Source organism: Candidatus Nanogingivalaceae bacterium (genome assembly GCA_015257795.3).
Lineage (GTDB): Bacteria > Patescibacteriota > Saccharimonadia > Saccharimonadales > Saccharimonadaceae > Nanogingivalis.
This window is the reverse complement of record CP072208.2, coordinates 376,122-393,571: the sequence shown is the minus strand read 5'-3', so window position 1 is coordinate 393,571 and position 17,450 is coordinate 376,122. Positions and strand designations below refer to the sequence as shown.

Below are 17,450 nucleotides of genomic sequence, written 5' to 3'. Positions count from 1 at the left end.
ATTAAAACTAAAAATGCTCCTCAAGTGATTAAGGTCTTGCAAGACTTTACATAAAACACCTCAATAAGGCAGCTAAGGCTGTCTTTTTATTTTATAACTAAAAAAGCTATTATTGACTTATTCAAAAAATATGATATCATAATATATGTTCGTATCTTTTGCGAAAGTATTTTTTAGGAGGTAGTTTCTATGACACTAGTTAAGAAACAATACAACGGCAGAGAATTGCCAGTATTTGATAACATGGATGAGGCGACAGAATATTTTGGTAGGCGTCGAAAAACAATTTATAAAGGGATAAATGCTCTTCTCTCGGTTTTTGGTCTTATATTAGGTATTATTGTAGTTTTGTTCCATCCATCTCTTGTTAGAGCTCTAGTAAGTATTATACTTCTTGCTGCAGGTAGTTTATATTGTATTATTGAAGAGCCCAAAATTCGTGCGCCGAAACAATTCATGGCGTTCTATTCGGAAGAAGGTGAAAAATGGCTGCTTTTTCCTGCAGATGAATATCCCGCAGTAGCTTTTGTGTTAGAAAATGAATATGACATGATGAAAGAAGATTACGCGATAGATGATTATGTGATAGATGCAAGTGACAGATATTTAAAAAAGAATACTGTAGCTAACCGTATTTTTGTTGTCGGTATTTTTTTATCAGCTATTTTGATGCCTATTGCACCTGTTCTTTCTAATGTTATTGCTGTTGGGACTGCTATTGTCAGTAAGGTTATTCGTTGGTAATAGCTGATGAATCTCTTAATATCCTTGCAAATATGCAGGGATTTTTTATTGACAAAAATTCAAAAAAAGCGTATAGTTAAATAATCTTATTTTTTTGGAGGTAGCCAAAATGTCAAAAGAAGAAGTACTTTTAGACGAAAAAAGCAAATACATCGGGATTTTAAGTGACTTATCGTTGGAGGGTGTTCGTAATCCTCGGGCTTTAGTGCAGACAATTGGAGAGCGTATTCCAAAATTGATAGAAGAACATTCTACGAACTTTGAAGGTAAAATTCATATTTGTGAAGTTTTCCGTAAAGAGCTTTCTGATATCACTGGGCGAGATGTTGGATATGATATTTCAAGAGCCGCGAGAAAAGAAATCTCTAACATAGATATGGTTGAACTATCTATTTTTGAAAAATATAATATTTTCGAAAGGGAGTTTGTAAATATATTACCACGATTTGTTTATCACGGAATAGATTATCTAGAACCCGAACATCGTGAAATTATATTAAAAGGTATAAAAACTCTTTTAAAAAATAAAGCTAAAATCCCGAACCCTAAAAAGGACGTGATCTTTATTTTGTATAAAGAGTTGAAGAAGAGAGGTTATAAATTTTCTCTTTTAGAGCGCATAAAAATATCGTTTTTTGCTTTTTAGTTATTGAGCCCGCGGGCTCTTTTTTTATTTGACTTTCCTCGTAAGATTTGGTAAAATGAAAGTACTAAAATATTACTTGTTCGAGAAAATCCGACCTTTAAAAACAATTTTTCGAACGCTTTAAATCAAGGAGAATAATGACTAATAATTTTAATGAAAAGCAGGCTCGAAAGCGGGCTAATTTACAAAAAAAGGCGCAAGATCTGCAAAAAAATCGCGATAAATACGTTGGAAACAGCAAGAAAGAAAGCGAAAAGAAGTCTGCAAAAGTAGCTCAGCAAAAAGCAAAGAATATCGCTAAGCACAATCATTCACAAAAAAATGATGCAAAAAAGGTAAATCTACCAACAACAACAAGGCGTGGTGCGGTTATTCGTGCTCAAAGAATGATCTCAAATGACATTAATATGCGCGCAACGCAACATATCGTAAATATCCCTGTTAACAAATCGCTGTTCAATGGTTTTGATGGTGAACAATTAACGGCTTCGAAGTTGAAAAAACTTCGCCCAGAAAAAGATAGCGTGCGAGTGATTCCGCTTGGTGGTTTGGGCGAGTTTGGAATTGGTAAAAATATGTTCGCAATCGAGTATATGGATGAAATCCTAGTTATCGATATGGGCTCAATTTTTCCTAACGAAGACTACCCTGGTGTAAACTTTATGACGCCGGATATTACATATTTGAAAGATAATATGCATAAAGTTAAAGCGGTTGCATTTACTCATGCCCACCTTGACCACATTGGTGCAGTTCGTCAGCTCTTGCCTGAATTTGGAAACAATATTCCAATTTATGCTACTGATTTTACGATTGGTATGATTAAGCGTCAAATGGAAGAGGCGGTTGTTGAAGTTTCACCAAACTATCAAGTTGTTGATCCATTTAAACACGAACAGATTAGGATTTCTGAGCATATGACGCTTGAGTTCGTGCATGTTCTTCACTCAATTCCAGGATGTGTAGCGATGGTTATTCGTACGCCAAATGGAAACATTGTACATATGGGTGACTGGCGTTTCGAAAATGATCCAGTCGACACACAGTTCGACCTTCCACGTCTTGCTGAGATTGCGCAAAAAGAGGGCGTTGATCTATTAATGAACGAAAGTACTAATATTGATACACCGGGAACACACCCACACAGTGAATATTCCATTGGTGAAAGTGTTGGCGAGGTTATGACAGCTTACCCTCACGCTCGATTGATTTTCTCATGTTTTTCAAGTCAGATTTATCGATTGCAATTGATTCTCGATGAAGCGGTAAAACATAATAGGAAAGTGGCTTTTGCAGGTTTCTCAATGATTAACGCAATTGAAGTTGCTTTGCGATCACGAAAAATTAAAGTTCCTAAAGATGTTATTGTGAAAATGGAAGATATCGTTAAACTTGATGATTCGAAAGTCTCAATCGTATGTACCGGCTCACAGGGTGAATTAAATGCTGTTTTGAACCGCATGGCAACTGGAGCTCACCGATTTGTGAAAATTAAAGCAACTGATGTTGTGGTGTTTTCATCAAGTCCTATTCCTGGAAATGAGCCTAGAGTTGCCTCAACAGTGGATGGATTGTTGCGCGAGGGTGCCGGTGTAATTCAACACGGCCGTGGTCATTATCACGGAATTGGCCCTCTACATCTTTCGGGGCATGCATATTATGATGATCATGTTCGATTGGTTGAAACTATTCGTCCAAAAAACTACTTGCCAGTTCACGGTGAATTCTATATGCTTCAACATAATGCCGAAATGGCGCAAAAAGTGCTTGGGCTAAAACGACATGAAATTCTTGTTGCGGATAGCGGTGATATTATTGAATTAACCAAAGAGCGCACAATTAAAAAAGGTGGCCGCGTTCATGTTGGATCAATTCTTTATGACAATACTGGAAACACGGTTCATGATGCTGTTGTAAAAGATCGTTTGCATATTTCGACAGAGGGAATCTTTATTATTGTTCTAACTATTAGTAAGAAAACGGGTCGGTTATTGAAGACTCCAGATGTGATTTCTCGTGGATTTGTATATCTTAAAGATAGTGAAGAATTGATTGGTAAGATTCGTCATTATTTGCGAATTAAAACCGATCGCGAAGTTGAACGTAAAATCGAAATTGCAGATATGAAACAAGAGATCAAGGATGATATTTCTCATATCTTGTTTGACTCAACTGGTCATACACCAATCGTTATTCCGGTTGTAAATAAAGTTTAAAATTTCAAAATGAGTAGTGAAAACTGCTCATTTTTTGTTATAAGGAATTTTAGCCGTAATCAATATGTGATATAATAAAGTAATGAATTTGAATTCTTCGCTCGGTTTAGTAAAAGGTGTTGGCGAAAAAACACTTGAAAAATTCGAAAATGCTAATTTAAGAACAGTTGGCGATCTTTTAGAGTTTTTTCCGAGAAAATATGAAGATTTTGCAAGTTTAACTAGTTTGAATGAAATTAAGCCGGGAAAAGTTTTATTTAAAGCTTATGCTGAAAAAGTTTCTATGCGCCGGGTTCGTCGGGGAATGACCATAACTGAGGCGATTTTAACAGATGGTAAGGAGAAGATTAAAGCGATTTGGTTTAATCAACCTTATAGGGTTAAGCAGTTGCAGGATGAAAATGAATTTTATTTTTCGGGAAAGTTTGAATTTAACTATAATCGTTACCAAATCACAAACCCAAGCGTAATGAAGCACGAAGAGTTGCCGAATAAAACAAATTTCGAAGGTGAAAATGGTGAAATTGTGCCAATTTATCATCAAAAAAAAGGTTTGAGAACGGATATAATTCGTAAAACTTTGGCGGAGTTAAAACCGCTCATGAAAATTCTGCCTGAAACTTTACCGGAAGTTGTTGTTCAAAAAGAAAAACTAATTTCACGTGCGCAAGCAATTGAGTGGGTGCATTTTCCTGAATCTGGAAAGCAGTTTGATTTAGCGATAAAACGATTGGCCTTCGAGGAGATTTTTGAGTTAATATTGGCTTCGAAATTGAATAAAATAGAAAATGAACAGTTGCGCGGATATATTTTTGAGCCAAGAATTCAAGATGTAAAAAAGTTTGTCGAAAAACTTCCGTTTGATTTAACGCCTTCTCAAAGGTTGGCTTCTTGGGAGATAATTCAAAATATGAAACAAGATTTTCCGATGAATCGGCTTTTACAGGGTGATGTTGGATCCGGTAAAACGACAGTGGCGGCGATTTCAGCATTAAATGCGATTAAAAATGGTTTTCAGGTTGCTGTTTTTGCACCAACTGAAATTTTAGCATTTCAGCTTGCGGAGAATTTTTCGAAAACATTATCTTGGGCTAATATTTCGGTTGGTTTTTTGTCGGGGAAAGTTAAGGGCAAACAGAGAGAAAATCTTTATCAAAACTTAAAAAATGGTGAAATAGATGTTTTGGTTGGAACGAGTGCAATCATACAAGATAAAGTTGAATTTTCGAATCTTGGTTTGGTGATTATTGACGAACAACATCGTTTTGGTGTAGCTCAACGGCAGAAAATTCTTGAAAAATCGCATCAGAAGATGCCGCATTTGCTTGCGATGACGGCGACGCCAATTCCACGATCATTACAATTGACTCTTTTTGGAGATTTGAGTGTTTCAATTTTAAAGGAAAAACCGGCTGGGCGAAAACCTGTAAAAACAGAAATTATTTCGCCGGCATCTCGTACACCAATGAATTCTAAAATCAAAACGGAAATTTCGAACGGGCGACAAGTGTTTATTATTGTTCCCGCAATTCAAGAGGGCAAAAACGAAGAAATTAAAAATGTCGAAACAGAATTTAAGCGGTTAAAACGTGATTTTAAGGGTCTTCGAATTTTACAACTTCATGGAAAAATGAAATCTGAAGAAAAAGAACAAGTTATGGCAGATTTTTTGGCGAAAAAAGCGGATATTTTATTATCGACTACTGTTATTGAAGTTGGTGTTGATATTCCAAATGCAAGTGTAATTGTGATTGAGAATGCGGATCGTTTTGGTTTGGCGCAGCTTCACCAGTTGCGTGGGCGTGTTGGTCGCGGTGGCGGAGATGCTTTTTGCTATCTTGTAATGAGTTCTAACGCAAAACCGCCTCAAAGACTTCAGGAAATTTCTAAAATAGACGATGGTTTTATTTTGGCAGAAAAAGATCTAGAGCTTCGTGGCGCGGGTGAAATCTACGGTAAGGCTCAGTCGGGTGAAATTAATCTGGAATTTGCAAATATTGGTGATACGCAGATAATTTATCAAGCGCAATCTGCTGTGGACTTTCTTTTCGAAAATCAAGAAGAATGGAAAAAATACCTAAGCAATAGACCAAAAACTCTTGAAAAATATCAACGCCTAACTCTATTAAATTAGATTTTAGTCTTGATTTTTGATTAAAAATTTGGTAAAATACTTAGTGAGTTTCCTCTTTTTAGTGAATGAATTTGTGTGTTAAGGAGTTCAGCTAAAAAGGTAAAGACATTTTTCGAAAATGCTGTTTCGAAAAATATGAGGCACTTTTTAAAAGATTTATCAACTTTTGGGAAGTGAAATATTAAATAATTTAAGGGAGAATTGATGCCAACAATCAATCAGTTAGTGCGAAAACCTCGAAAGACTGCTGCGAAAAAATCAAAATCGCCAGCACTTGGACGAATCCATAATGCGCTAAAAACTAAATATTATGCACAAAACGCACCTCTAAAACGTGGAGTTTGTGTTAAAGTTACAACAAAGACACCTAAAAAGCCTAACTCAGCGCTCCGAAAAGTTGCACGTGTTCGCTTGACAAATGGTTATGAAGTATGGGCTTACATTGGTGGTGAAGGTCACAACCTTCAAGAGCACGCCGTAGTTTTGGTTCGCGGTGGACGTGTGCCTGACCTTCCAGGTGTGCGATATCACATCGTACGCGGTGCACTAGACCTTCAAGGTGTTTCAGATCGTAAACAAGGCCGTTCAAAATACGGTGCGAAGAAGGAGAAATAAAGATGCCCCGAAAAGTTACCAAGAAGTTACAACGAGAACTAAAACCAGACCGACGATACCAATCAGTTTTGGTTCAAAGATTGATCAACAAATCTATGCTTGACGGTAAAAAACTTGTTGCCGAAAAAGCTGTTTATAAAGCACTTGAAACTGCAGCCAAAAAACTTGATAGTGAAGATCCATTAGAGATCTTTGAAAAGGCTTTGAAAAATATTTCACCAGCATTTGAAGTTAAATCTCGACGCGTTGGTGGTGCTAACTATCAGATTCCGTTCCCAGTTCAAGGACACCGACAACTTCACTTTGCTTTTAGCTGGCTAGTTCAAGCAGCTCGAGCACGAAGCGGAATGCCTTACAGTCAACGTTTAGCACTTGAAATTGTTGATGCTTATAATGAAACTGGTGCAGCTTTCAAAAAGAAAGAAGATACTCATAAGATGGCAGAAGCTAACCGTGCTTTTGCTCACTTTGCACGAGGATAATCAGTATAAAACCGCTTGCTTTTCTGAAGGGGCGGTTTTATTTTGCCTATAAAATATAAGCATTTTGAAAAAATAAGTAAAACATGTTATAATTATCCCGAGAAAGGAAAAGATGGATAGGACTAGAAATGCATATAGGCGATTAGGCCGAATACATAAAATTTACCATGGTGGAAAGATTTCAAAGGATAGGTTGGTTGGACTAATAGATGGAGCAACGGCTATTATTATTACTTTGATGGTTCTTGAGATTAAATTACCAACTTCTTCAAATAGCTTAACGGAATTGCACAAGTTTGGCTTTTCGATTTTAATTTATTTTGCAAGTTTTATTATTGTTGGTATTCAGTGGAACAGACATCACCATATTTTAGATAAAGTGGATAGAGTAACAAATAGCTTTATTTGGAAGAATATGATGTATATGTTTTTTATGTCGTTAATTCCGCTTTTCATGCGTTGGGTGCTTTCTTCGCCAAACGAGGTGCTTCCAGCATTTGGCTATGCGATGATTTATCTACTTACAGATCTTGCAACTCGTTGGATTACTGCGAGTGCATCTGGTGATAATGCAGGCTTTTTTCATGGAGAGAATCGTAGAATTCAACGAAAATACCATCTTTTGCATACGGGTGTGATGGTGGTATGGATTGCAATAATCGCTTTTATCTCAATTTTTTTACCGCAAGTTGAAATTTTCTTCTTAATTGTTCTACCCGTAGTAATTTCATTATTTACTGTTTTTGAAGACGAAAGAGAAGAACTTGAAAGAGATATGTAAAAATAATAACCCTTGAAGGAGGGTTATTATTTTGCTTTGAAGAATAGTATTTTTGCACCTGAATAAAGTTTTTCGTTAACTAGAACTAGCTCTTTAGATTCGAAATTTTCAAGCTCTTTAGGCTGTGATAAAATTAGGATCCCGTCGGTCTTTAACCTTTTGCAAAGATTCTTGATCGTTGGAAATTGAGGGTCGTAGTATGGCGGATCTGCAAAAATAATATCAAAACTTGGTATCTCTTCAATTTCACCAAGATGGAATTGAGATTTAGTTGAGTTTAGCCAGCTTGAAACGCTTGCGCGAATTAATTTAGTTTCGCCAGCATTTGAATTTTTTTCTGTAATTTTTAGGTTTTCGGAAAGTATCTTTTGAGCTGAACGGCTTTTTTCGATAAAAACGACCTTTTTTGATCCGCGTGAAACTGCTTCAAGTCCTAAAGCTCCAGTTCCTGCAAAAGCATCAAGGACTTCGGCGTTGGGGATTCTTTGCTGGATTGCGTTAAAAATTGCATTTCTTGCGCGCTCACTCATTGGGTGGGTTTGTCGTGAATTTGGAGCAGTAATTTTGTGGTTTTTAAAAATTCCTGAAATTAAGCGGATGTTCATTTTTTGCTCCTTGAGTTTTCGAAATCCTTAACTGAAGCGCGTCGAATACCCTCAAACCATCCAAGGGCGACTATTTTTGAAATCTCGGGTAGTAATATAGACTTCGTATTGCGCGCAAGAGATGTTGTCCATCCTTTTTCAAGGTAGGTTTCGTAATATTTCTGATCAGCAACCCATTTTATTTTTTCTTCAAAAACTTCCATAAAATCACCATTTAACACGCGAGAAATTTCTTCTTCGGTTGGGTCATTTGTGATTTTTTTTGCTGCGATAGAGGTTATCATTGTCGCTACGCCCATTTCATACAACATATGCGAACTCATAACACCTTTAGGTCCGATATATTCCCAGTTATTAAGAAGCCTTTCTCGCCAATTCTTTCCAGAAAGAAACATTTTTTTAATTATTTTATCTCGTTCTTCAGGTTTTTTACCAGAAATTTCAATGATCTTATCGGTCATTGGGTATTGATGTGCAGGCGTTAAAGCGTCAGTAATCGCATGAGCCATCCATCCAGCCTCAAAACTTGCTCGCACGTAATTTTTTTCAGAAAGTGCCTTGGAAAGATTAAATAGGTGATTTTCGACATAGGTTTTTATGGGTGTTAAATCACCATAAGGCTCAACGAAATGCCAAGGTTCGTCTTTTCCTGGAGATTTTGTTTTAATACCGTCTGGACCACCGTTTCCTTCAAAAACTAATATTTCGTCAATTTTCGGAAAATGAACTTTTGAAAAAGTTGGATTTTTCGAAAGGATCTTTCGAAGTGTTAAGCGTGCTGCTCGATCAATTTTTTGATGAGTTCCGGCGATTTTGTCGGCTTTTTGAAAAGGGGTTGCTCTTGAATACATGTATAAATTTTAGCATTTTTTAAGCTAAAAATCAAAAGTTGAATTTTTATTTTGCTTGTGTTAAAATGGGGCTAATGAGTAAAATTGCAAAATACTTAAATGGACATATTATCGGAGAGGTTTCGGCTCGCGAGACTAGACTAAAACAATTTTCGACAGATCGTAGCTTTCTTAAAATTAAGCCAGATTTAGTGGTCTACCCAAGATTCAATGAGGATATTCAAAAGATTATGCGCTTTTCTTGGCAGTTGGCCGAGAAGGATTATATTTTTGGCGTAACTGCACGTGGTTATGGTGGAAGTACTGATGGATCTTCGATTGGAAAAGGTATTGTTCTTGATATTTCTCGCCATCTTGATAAAATTAAGGAGCTTGATTTACGCTCAAAGACGGTTCAAGTTCAAGCTGGTGCTAATTTTCAAAAATTAAAACTCGCAATAGCATCTCAGGCGATGGATATTCCGCAAAGTCCCGCAGGAGAACGGTTAACTGTTGGTGGTGCGATTGCAATGAATTTACCTGCGGAAAAATATAATTACGGTGAATTGGTTGATTTTATCGAAGAACTTGAAGTCGTTTTAAGTAACGGTGATATTATTAATATAGGTAAAATTTCGCGTAAAGAATTGAGTGAAAAGACTGCTCTTTCTAGCTTTGAGGGCGAGATTTATCGTAAAATTGATGCATTAATTGAAGATAATTACAGTTTAATTCAGAAAATAGACAAAGATTCTAGCTTTGGATATTCTGGGATTGCTAACGTAAAAAATGAGGATGGAACTTTTAACCTAATTCCGCTATTTTTCGGCTCCCTTGGAACTCTTGGCGTTATAACGGAGGCACGAATTAAAACAGAATATATAACTAACGAAACCAATTTTATGGTTGTTGGTTTTTCGAATCGTGATGATGCACGAGATTTTAATGATGAGATTGCAAAATTTAACCCAGATATTGTTGAGCTCTATGATGGAAAAATGTTTGAAGCTGCTGTAGCTTCGGGCAAAAAATATCAATTTTATTTAGATAGAAATTCACAAAAATTAGCTACGAAACTGGTTGTTGTGGTTGGAATTACGGATAAAACGGCAAAAAAGATTCTTTCAAAAATGAATAAAATCCAAAAGATTTCAACTAATTTTGAAGGTTCAACAGTCTGGATTCCTGGTGATGATGAATTTTCGAAAGCTGAAATGGAGTCGATTCGGGATGTTCGCGAAATTTTACGTGCAAGAAGTGGCGTTATAAAACAAGAAATTTACCCAATTCAAGGTGTTTATGTGCCTATGGAAAGGTTTGAGGCGTTTTATTTAGGTCTTCAAAAACTAGCTTTGCAATACAGTATTCCGGCGCCTATTCAAGGCTCAGCCTTAACTTCTGTATTTGAAATTCTCGCAGAATTTGATTTTTCGAAAGTTACCGACCGACAAAAAGCATTACGATTTGTTGCTGATTTAGGTGCTTTGCTAGCTAAAGTTGACGGCGAATTTGCGTACGGTGCTGGTGAGGGGAGAATTTACGGTCACTTCGTGGCGAGAAATGTAGGCGAAGAAGTAGAAAATATTTACTTGCAAATTAAAGATATTTTCGACCCAATGCATATTTTAAACCCTGGAGTAAAAGGTCGCCCAGATACAAAAGAGTTAGTTAAATCTATTCAAAATGGAAAATAGACCAAATTTTGAAACAGGCGAGGGCTTGACTGTCCAAAATGATACTCGAAATGTTATAGATAAGTACAAGGGCTTGTCTGTTGCGGAGATTAAAGATGACCTTGACCGTTCGCGTCATGATTTTCATGTTGCGATTGAGAATTTTCAACATGATTTTAATATTGGTACCATTGCACGAAATGCGAACGCCTTCAACGCGGCAGGGATTCATATTATTGGCCGCCGGCATTGGAATCGCCGAGGGGCAATGAAAACAGAAGCCTATATGAATATTTTTCACCACAAAACAGTTATGGAATTTATAAATTGGGCAAAACAGAATAATCTAAAGTTAATTGCGGTTGATAATCAAAAAGGTTCAAAAAAACTAAACGAGATTGAGTTAGAAAAAGGTTCGATTTTAGTGTTTGGCAATGAAAGTGATGGGCTTTCGAAAGAAATGGTTGAAGCTTGCAAAGAAATGGTTGCTATTGAGCAATTTGGATCAACTAGAAGTGTTAACGTTGGTGTGGCTAGCGGTATTTTGATGTATGAATTTGTTCGACAAAATTATTTGACAAAGTAAGTTTCTGATGATATACTATTAAATATCAAATTAGAAACGGGGTGTGTTCTTTATGGCAAAATCGAAAAAGGATATTTTAATACATATTCTTGTAACTTTCATAATTTTGTGCGATATTTTTTCTGCAAGGTATTTTCTTGTAAATGGTAGTTTCCTTGGGATTGTTGCAATGCTTTCACTTCCTATAAGTATTGTAGTTACTCGTCAATGGGATTATCGCGACTAGTATTTCGGGCGTTTCGGCGCTCTTTTTTGCTTTAAAAAATAGGGTATGTTATAATAAAGGTGTATGAAGACAAAAGTAAAGAATATTTCAGACGTAAAAGTTGAGCTTACAATTTCTCTTGGAGTTGAAGAATTAAAAGCTGCTGAGCAAGTTGCGTTAACTAAGCTTGCAAAAGAAGTTAAAATTGAAGGATTTCGAAAGGGTAAAGCACCTCTTGAAATGGTTGCAGCACAAGTTGATCAAAACGTTCTTGGTCAAGAAATTATCGAAAATGCACTTTCGAAAGCTGTCGCTGAAGCCTTTTTGAAGGAAAAAATTCAGGCGATTAATCGGCCTGAGGTTGATGTTAAAAAATTTGTCCCTGGAACAGAACTTGAATTTACGGCAACTTCAGAGATTATGCCGAAAGTTGAATTGGGCGACTATAAAAACTTAAAGGTTAAAAAAGAAAAAGTTTCAGTTAGCCAGAAAGAAGTCAACGAAACAATCGACCAAATTTTGAAGAATTTTGCTGAAAAGAAAAAAGTTAAGCGCGCTGCTAAAGAAGGCGATGAAGTTGTTATCGATTTCTTGGGTAAAAAAGATGGTGTAGCTTTTGATGGTGGAAAAGCCGAAAAGTTCCCACTTGAGCTTGGTTCAAAATCATTCATTCCTGGCTTCGAAGAAGGACTGATTGGTAAAAAAGCGGGCGATGAACTTTCTCTTGATTTGAAATTCCCTAAAGATTACCACGCAAAAGATTTGGCTGGAGCAAAAGTTGTATTTGAAGTTAAAATTCATGAAGTTCGTGAGAATGTTTTGCCTGAAATCAATGAAGAATTCCTTTCAAAATTAGGCGAATTTAAAACTAAAGAAGATTTTGAAAAGCAAATCAAAGAAGATCTTAAAACTCAAAAACAAGCCGAAACTGATGACAAATTTAAAGATGAACTTGTAAAGAAGCTTGCTGAAGTTTCGAAAGTTCCTGTTCCTGAAATTTTGCTTGAAGATCAAAAACAAAGTATCGAAATGGATATGCAACAAAACTTGATGTATTCAGGCCTATCTTTAGATGATTACCTTAAGCGAATGAATAAAACTCGCGAAGAGTGGCTAGAAAATGATGTTAAAGCTGTTGCCGAATCTCGAGTTAAATCTGGTTTAGCTTTAGCTGAGCTTTCGAAAGTTGAAAAAATTCAATCTAGTGTAGATGAACTTGATGCTCGAATCGCTCAACTAAAAGAACAATATGGTAACAGTAAAGAAGTTGTAAAACAACTTTCTTCTGACGATGTTCGCCGTAATTTGGCAAATCAAATTTTGACCGAAAAAACAATTGATTTGTTGGTTAAATTAAACTCTTAATTGAATATATACAATAAAAAACAAGCTCAATCGGCTGACCTGACAATAGCAGTTTAGCTAAATGGGTTAATATTAGCGAGTCAAGTCGTTTGGCTCGCTTTTTCCTTATCTAGTTTTTCGATGAAATTGTAATAAACGTAAATTTGGATAGTACGATTGTGTTTCGTGCCAGTTAGTTTATGAATCACAATCTTATCAATCAGCTCATTCACTATCTCAACGGCTAATTCTGGTAGCTTTGTATATTTGGAAATAGGCTTAATTCCTACGACCAGCAGAAAAACCAGCAACTTTTATGAAGTTGCTGGTTTTGTTTATATAATTTTTATAAAGAAGTAATAAAAGTTAAACCGCCTAATATCACTCCCGCTGCATTAGGAATAATGAGGATCCAATCTTTTTTAGGTTCTTTTGTCCAACCATAGATTACCCAAATTAAACAAGAAACTGCTGCGAATAGTGGTTGGAACGGTTGAGCTTTTACTCCTTGCAGGTTAGCGATAATTTGTGGAACATATGCAATAAAGACAAGGATCCCAATAAAAGCTCCAATAGATCCGACAAAGCGATTAATTTTTTGTTTAGACATATAATACCTCCTGAGGTTTATTATATCAGAAAGAAAAAGATACTGTCAATAATTTTGTATAAACACTCTAGTAGAGTTTTACGGAGTGTTAATCAAATAAGCTTTCAAGTGTGTCAGAACATTAGCCAAACCATTTATGGATGCGTTGACTTTGAAATCTGTCTAACAGGGTGGACTAACAAGCATTGTTTTTCGTTTGGGGTGATTTCATATCCAAGAACAACCTTCTGTCCTTCTGGTGTAATGCCAAGTGCGATATGAATACATTCTTTACTAACGGTTCCATGTCTTAACGGAAGATAGGTTCCGTCAAGGAATGAAACAGAGTAGTTAGCTTCTAAGCATCTCTTATGAAAAACAGCGACATTCTAAAGAGCTTGTTTTTAAATTGAAAATAAAATATAATGGGATGAGTTTAGTACCTTAGGAGGTGAAGAAAATGGTTTCTTTAGAAGAAGCAATTGAAAATAAATCGCCCAGCCTTCAAAATGTAGCACCGGTTTACAAAAGGATAATTCTTTCGATAAAAGAGATAAACTGGCTGGGTATAATTTATTACAATCTTCGGATTGGTCATGCGGTTATCGACTCAAAGCTTGATTGTATTGGGATTTTATTGCCTGGAAAGAGGAGTAATAGACCAAGGATTTCATTTAGTTTTTTGATAGAAAATAATGAACTTGTAGACCTAGAGTGTTTAGATGAAAAAGTTAAGAATATTCTTATTAAAACAATTCAAGAATCTCTTGGGTATAATGTTTTTAAGCCGATCAAAGAGGTTAAGGTTGGAGGTAAATATAGACATTATGGTGGTGAGGAATTTATTGTTAAAAACATTTCTCAACATACAGATCATGACGAGAAATTGGTGAATTACCAAAAAATTGGTGAAGAAGAAATCTGGTCACGCCCGATAGAAACATTTACTGATGGAAGATTTCAGTTGGTGGACTAAAAAGCTTGCAAATTTTGCAGGCTTTTATTTTTTTGTTCTTGACGAAATGTTCCGGTTGTGATAAAATTAAAAAGTAGTCGGCCAGCGGGTCGGCATTTTTCATAAGAAAATGTTTTGAAAGGATAAAATGGAAGATTTGAATGTTAAACAAATGATGTTAGCTGCAAAAAACATTGCTGCTGAAAAGAACTTGCCTGAAGAAAAAGTTCTAGAAGTTATTGAAATGGCAATCGCTGCCGCTTGGCGCCGCGAGAACGGAAATCGCGACCAGAATGTTCGTGCTGAGCTTAATACTGAAACTGGTGATGCGGAAGTTTTTGTTCAATATGAAGTTGTTGATGGTGAGGAAGCTTACAATATTAATAACGAAATTTCGCTTGAAGATGCAAAAGAACTTGATCCAAATGCTGAAGTTGGTGAAATTGTTGAAGAGAAATTTCCTGTTGAAACTTTCGGTCGAGTTGCTGCACAAACTGCAAAACAAGTTGTGTTGCAACGGCTTCGTGAAGCTGAACGTGAAATCATTCTTGAGGAATATGAAGATAAGGTTGGTACGATTGTAAGTGGATCTGTTTCGAAAATTGACCAACGATTTGTTCGAATTGATCTTGGTAAAGCGACTGGAGTTATGCCACTTCGTGAACAAATCAACGGTGAATACTTTAGTGTTGGTCAACGAGTTAAAGTTTTGATTAAAGAGATTGAGCGTGAAGGTCGTGCGCCAGAATTAATTCTTTCTCGTGCAGATGCTAAATTTGTTGAAAATCTTTTTGAGCAAGAGGTTCCTGAGCTTGAAACTGGAATGGTTGAAATTGTGGGAATTGCTCGTGAGGCTGGTCGTCGAACAAAAATGGCTGTTCGCTCAATGATGAGTGGCGTTGATCCAGTTGGAACATTCGTTGGTAGTCGTGGAGTACGTGTTCAATCGGTTATGAATGAGATTGGTGAGCGCGAAAAAATCGATATTATTACATGGAGTGAAAACCCAAGTGAATTTATTCGTGAAGCTCTAAACCCAGCCGAGGTTATTGAAGTTCAAATCAAACCTACTGGCGAAAATGAGAAAAAACGTGCAACAGTGCTTGTTAATGAAGATCAACAAAGTATTGCGATTGGTCGTGCAGGTCAAAATGTTCGTCTTGCAAGTCGATTAACTGGGTATGAGCTTGATATTGAGCTTGCTAAACCCGCTGAAAAGAAAACTCGTGGAAATGTTGAAGATGGATTGTTTAACGCTTTAAACGAGGCAACTGAGAGTGAAGTTGTTGAAAATCTTGATGGTGACGAAAGTGATCGGGAAAAGTTTGGTGGTGAAGATCAATAAAACCTTGAAAGCTAGCAGGGGTTGACTGCTAGCTTTTCTTATGTTATAATTGTTACATTGGCTTTGGGCAACCAAAGTACTTAAAAAAGGAGGCATTTAGATATGCGAAAGAAACGTGAAGAATTGAAAGTTATCATTCCTGCAGCAGGAAATGGTACGCGTGCATTACCAGCAACCACAGAAGTTGCCAAAGAATTACTACCAATACCCTTTGAGGGCTACCTACAAAATTCAATTGTGGTTTTGATGAAGAAGCTGGTTCAGGCTGGAATACTCACAAAGAACGTTGCGATTGTTATTAGCCCTGAAAAAACTTCAATAAAAAGTGTTTTCGAAAGTAAAAAAGCAATTGTTGAAGAGCTTCGAAGCAAGGGTAAACATGATTTTGCTGAAAAAGTTGAACAGGTTGAATTTTTAGCTCCGGCGAAATTTATCCAACAAGATTGCGAATTCTATGGTAATCAAGCTCCACTCAGCACACCTGAAGTTATTGATTTCATCGGTGAAAGCGATTTTGCTTACTTTTTCCCAGACGACAACTTTGCAACAGTTGGTAAAAATGAATTCGAGCAAATCTTCGAAGCTTACGAGAAGTTTGGCGGAAGCATTCTGCCGGTTAAGCAAGTGCGGAACGACGATGAGTATGGAAAATATGCAATTGTTGTGGGTGAAATCATTCATCGTCCGCGAGACAAAAACGATAATTTGGTTTTAGAAGTTGAAAAAATCGACGAAAAACCAGGTTTTGAAAAGGCTAAAAGCGAGCTCGCAAGTGTTCGTGGAGCAATTTTCGAAAATGAACTCATTAAATATATGAGTGATTATGCGGAAAATTTTGACGGAAACGGTGAGTTGATGTATCAGATTCCTGTACAAAATGCAATGAATGATGGAATGAAATTCTATGCAGTTCGAATTAACGGATTGTATTGCGATATTGGGAATTGTTATGACTATGCTCTAACGATTGCTACAATGATGATGTTGGGAGAAGATGGGGTAAAATTTACTGAAGACCTCGAAGAAAGAAGTGAAGATATCGAAAGCCTCTAGTAAAAAAATAAACGCTCAGTAATGAGCGTTTTTTAAATTCCTTCATGTTGAAGTAGCCAGCTTTTGCGATTTTGTCCGCTATTGTAGCCGCCAAAATCCATGTCTTTAGTGAGAACTCGATGACAAGGAATAATTATTGAAAGTTTATTGGCGTTTAGAGCATTACCAACTGCGCGGATTGCATTTGGATTTTCGATTTTTTCGGCAATTTCTGAATAAGTTGTAGTTGAGCCTGATCGAACGTTTCGAATTTCTTCCCAAACTTGTTTTTGAAAATCTGTGCCAATCATCTCGATAGGTGTTTGAAAGCCGGCAAAAGGGTGTTTGAAATAATCTTCAAGTTCGGCGCGAATTTGTTTTATAGGCAAATTTTCGCCTTCAGGAATTTCAGTTGTTTCGAAAAAATCTTTAATTTGCTCAAGATCTTTTTCGAAATTATCGTTGTCTTGAAATTCCAAAAAAACTAATGCGTCTTCATTCGCAATTGCAATCATTTCACCCAAAGGGGTTTGAATTTTAGATAATTTCAGTTCACACATTTTAATACAGTAATTATATACAAAAAAAGAATAAAAGTCAAATAAGCTCCAAAACTGTATCAAAAAATAAAAAGAGGTAAGTCGTTTAAGTATTAGGTTGCTAAGATG

General features: G+C 36.3%; 19 protein-coding genes and 1 pseudogene. 14 read left to right on the top strand and 6 right to left on the bottom strand.

From position 1 onward, the window contains the following. Positions 1-189: 189 nt before the first annotated feature. From HXK94_002055 to HXK94_002025, 7 genes are all read left to right on the top strand, one after another. The gene (locus tag HXK94_002055; protein QTI96037.1) at positions 190-744 is read left to right on the top strand and encodes a hypothetical protein; all 555 of its coding nucleotides are present in this window, start codon (positions 190-192) and stop codon (positions 742-744) included. A gap of 109 nt (positions 745-853) precedes the next feature. Beyond that, positions 854-1,390 (top strand): hypothetical protein, encoded by a 537-nt coding sequence (locus HXK94_002050; protein ID QTI96036.1) that lies wholly within the window; start codon positions 854-856, stop codon positions 1,388-1,390. Between the two features lie 137 nt (positions 1,391-1,527). Next, positions 1,528-3,606: a ribonuclease J gene (locus HXK94_002045; protein QTI96035.1), complete on the top strand. Its 2,079-nt coding sequence runs from the start codon at positions 1,528-1,530 to the stop codon at positions 3,604-3,606. Between the two features lie 82 nt (positions 3,607-3,688). After that, entirely contained in the window at positions 3,689-5,740 is a 2,052-nt protein-coding gene (gene recG / locus HXK94_002040; protein ID QTI96034.1) for an ATP-dependent DNA helicase RecG, read from the top strand. Between the two features lie 204 nt (positions 5,741-5,944). Next, entirely contained in the window at positions 5,945-6,355 is a 411-nt protein-coding gene (gene rpsL / locus HXK94_002035; protein QTI96033.1) for a 30S ribosomal protein S12, read from the top strand. 2 nt (positions 6,356-6,357) lie between these two features. After that, positions 6,358-6,837: a 30S ribosomal protein S7 gene (gene rpsG / locus HXK94_002030; protein ID QTI96032.1), complete on the top strand. Its 480-nt coding sequence runs from the start codon at positions 6,358-6,360 to the stop codon at positions 6,835-6,837. A gap of 112 nt (positions 6,838-6,949) precedes the next feature. Further along, a complete protein-coding gene (locus HXK94_002025; GenBank protein ID QTI96031.1) occupies positions 6,950-7,618 on the top strand; it encodes a DUF1211 domain-containing protein in 669 nt (222 codons plus the stop codon). Between the two features lie 26 nt (positions 7,619-7,644). Here the strand turns inward: HXK94_002025 and rsmD are convergent, their stop codons facing one another. Both rsmD and HXK94_002015 read right to left on the bottom strand, forming a co-directional pair. Then, a complete protein-coding gene (rsmD, locus tag HXK94_002020; GenBank protein QTI96030.1) occupies positions 7,645-8,223 on the bottom strand; it encodes a 16S rRNA (guanine(966)-N(2))-methyltransferase RsmD in 579 nt (192 codons plus the stop codon). Beyond that, positions 8,220-9,074, bottom strand: a complete 855-nt coding sequence (locus HXK94_002015) for a hypothetical protein (protein QTI96029.1) — start codon at positions 9,072-9,074, stop codon at positions 8,220-8,222. Before HXK94_002015 ends, rsmD begins: the two co-directional genes overlap by 4 nt. A 74-nt stretch (positions 9,075-9,148) precedes the next feature. Here HXK94_002015 and HXK94_002010 point away from each other — a divergent pair, with 74 nt between their 5' ends. The 4 genes from HXK94_002010 (at position 9,149) to tig (ending at position 12,882) form a co-directional block, all read left to right on the top strand. Next, positions 9,149-10,747, top strand: coding sequence for an FAD-binding oxidoreductase (locus HXK94_002010; protein QTI96028.1), 1,599 nt, complete (start codon positions 9,149-9,151; stop codon positions 10,745-10,747). Continuing rightward, positions 10,737-11,312, top strand: coding sequence for a hypothetical protein (locus tag HXK94_002005; GenBank protein QTI96027.1), 576 nt, complete (start codon positions 10,737-10,739; stop codon positions 11,310-11,312). Before HXK94_002010 ends, HXK94_002005 begins: the two co-directional genes overlap by 11 nt. Positions 11,313-11,364: 52 nt before the next feature. Then, entirely contained in the window at positions 11,365-11,538 is a 174-nt protein-coding gene (locus HXK94_002000) for a hypothetical protein (protein ID QTI96026.1), read from the top strand. Positions 11,539-11,601: 63 nt separating this feature from the next. Then, positions 11,602-12,882, top strand: a complete 1,281-nt coding sequence (gene tig, locus HXK94_001995) for a trigger factor (GenBank protein ID QTI96025.1) — start codon at positions 11,602-11,604, stop codon at positions 12,880-12,882. 80 nt (positions 12,883-12,962) lie between these two features. Here tig and HXK94_001990 read toward each other — a convergent pair whose 3' ends face one another. From HXK94_001990 to HXK94_001980, 3 genes and pseudogenes are all read right to left on the bottom strand, one after another. Further along, complete coding sequence (locus tag HXK94_001990) at positions 12,963-13,172, bottom strand: DUF4368 domain-containing protein (GenBank protein QTI96024.1); 210 nt, start codon at positions 13,170-13,172, stop codon at positions 12,963-12,965. 35 nt (positions 13,173-13,207) lie between these two features. Next, positions 13,208-13,471, bottom strand: coding sequence for an SWEET family sugar transporter (locus HXK94_001985; GenBank protein QTI96023.1), 264 nt, complete (start codon positions 13,469-13,471; stop codon positions 13,208-13,210). Between the two features lie 178 nt (positions 13,472-13,649). Then, positions 13,650-13,839: pseudogene (locus HXK94_001980) on the bottom strand (transposase). A 71-nt stretch (positions 13,840-13,910) separates the two neighbouring features. Here HXK94_001980 and HXK94_001975 point away from each other — a divergent pair. From HXK94_001975 to HXK94_001965, 3 genes are all read left to right on the top strand, one after another. After that, a complete protein-coding gene (locus HXK94_001975) occupies positions 13,911-14,426 on the top strand; it encodes a DUF1653 domain-containing protein (protein QTI96022.1) in 516 nt (171 codons plus the stop codon). 127 nt (positions 14,427-14,553) lie between these two features. Next, the gene (gene nusA, locus HXK94_001970; GenBank protein ID QTI96021.1) at positions 14,554-15,750 is read left to right on the top strand and encodes a transcription termination factor NusA; all 1,197 of its coding nucleotides are present in this window, start codon (positions 14,554-14,556) and stop codon (positions 15,748-15,750) included. A 102-nt stretch (positions 15,751-15,852) separates the two neighbouring features. Next, entirely contained in the window at positions 15,853-16,803 is a 951-nt protein-coding gene (locus HXK94_001965) for a hypothetical protein (protein QTI96020.1), read from the top strand. 32 nt (positions 16,804-16,835) lie between these two features. Here HXK94_001965 and HXK94_001960 read toward each other — a convergent pair whose 3' ends face one another. Continuing rightward, positions 16,836-17,342 (bottom strand): methylated-DNA--[protein]-cysteine S-methyltransferase, encoded by a 507-nt coding sequence (locus HXK94_001960; protein ID QTI96019.1) that lies wholly within the window; start codon positions 17,340-17,342, stop codon positions 16,836-16,838. Between the last annotated feature and the right edge of the window lie 108 nt (positions 17,343-17,450).

Excerpts from the sequence above, each read along its gene's own strand:
- HXK94_002010 (QTI96028.1), top strand. The coding sequence starts at position 9,149 with ATGAGTAAAATTGCAAAATACTTAAATGGACATATTATCGGAGAGGTT.
- HXK94_002000 (QTI96026.1), top strand. The coding sequence starts at position 11,365 with ATGGCAAAATCGAAAAAGGATATTTTAATACATATTCTTGTAACTTTC.
- HXK94_002050 (QTI96036.1), top strand. The coding sequence starts at position 854 with ATGTCAAAAGAAGAAGTACTTTTAGACGAAAAAAGCAAATACATCGGG.
- HXK94_001965 (QTI96020.1), top strand. The coding sequence starts at position 15,853 with ATGCGAAAGAAACGTGAAGAATTGAAAGTTATCATTCCTGCAGCAGGA.
- HXK94_001985 (QTI96023.1), bottom strand. The coding sequence starts at position 13,471 with ATGTCTAAACAAAAAATTAATCGCTTTGTCGGATCTATTGGAGCTTTT.
- rpsL (QTI96033.1), top strand. The coding sequence starts at position 5,945 with ATGCCAACAATCAATCAGTTAGTGCGAAAACCTCGAAAGACTGCTGCG.
- tig (QTI96025.1), top strand. The coding sequence starts at position 11,602 with ATGAAGACAAAAGTAAAGAATATTTCAGACGTAAAAGTTGAGCTTACA.
- HXK94_001960 (QTI96019.1), bottom strand. The coding sequence starts at position 17,342 with ATGTGTGAACTGAAATTATCTAAAATTCAAACCCCTTTGGGTGAAATG.
- nusA (QTI96021.1), top strand. The coding sequence starts at position 14,554 with ATGGAAGATTTGAATGTTAAACAAATGATGTTAGCTGCAAAAAACATT.
- recG (QTI96034.1), top strand. The coding sequence starts at position 3,689 with ATGAATTTGAATTCTTCGCTCGGTTTAGTAAAAGGTGTTGGCGAAAAA.
- rpsG (QTI96032.1), top strand. The coding sequence starts at position 6,358 with ATGCCCCGAAAAGTTACCAAGAAGTTACAACGAGAACTAAAACCAGAC.
- HXK94_002045 (QTI96035.1), top strand. The coding sequence starts at position 1,528 with ATGACTAATAATTTTAATGAAAAGCAGGCTCGAAAGCGGGCTAATTTA.
- HXK94_002005 (QTI96027.1), top strand. The coding sequence starts at position 10,737 with ATGGAAAATAGACCAAATTTTGAAACAGGCGAGGGCTTGACTGTCCAA.
- HXK94_002055 (QTI96037.1), top strand. The coding sequence starts at position 190 with ATGACACTAGTTAAGAAACAATACAACGGCAGAGAATTGCCAGTATTT.
- HXK94_001975 (QTI96022.1), top strand. The coding sequence starts at position 13,911 with ATGGTTTCTTTAGAAGAAGCAATTGAAAATAAATCGCCCAGCCTTCAA.
- rsmD (QTI96030.1), bottom strand. The coding sequence starts at position 8,223 with ATGAACATCCGCTTAATTTCAGGAATTTTTAAAAACCACAAAATTACT.
- HXK94_002025 (QTI96031.1), top strand. The coding sequence starts at position 6,950 with ATGGATAGGACTAGAAATGCATATAGGCGATTAGGCCGAATACATAAA.
- HXK94_002015 (QTI96029.1), bottom strand. The coding sequence starts at position 9,074 with ATGTATTCAAGAGCAACCCCTTTTCAAAAAGCCGACAAAATCGCCGGA.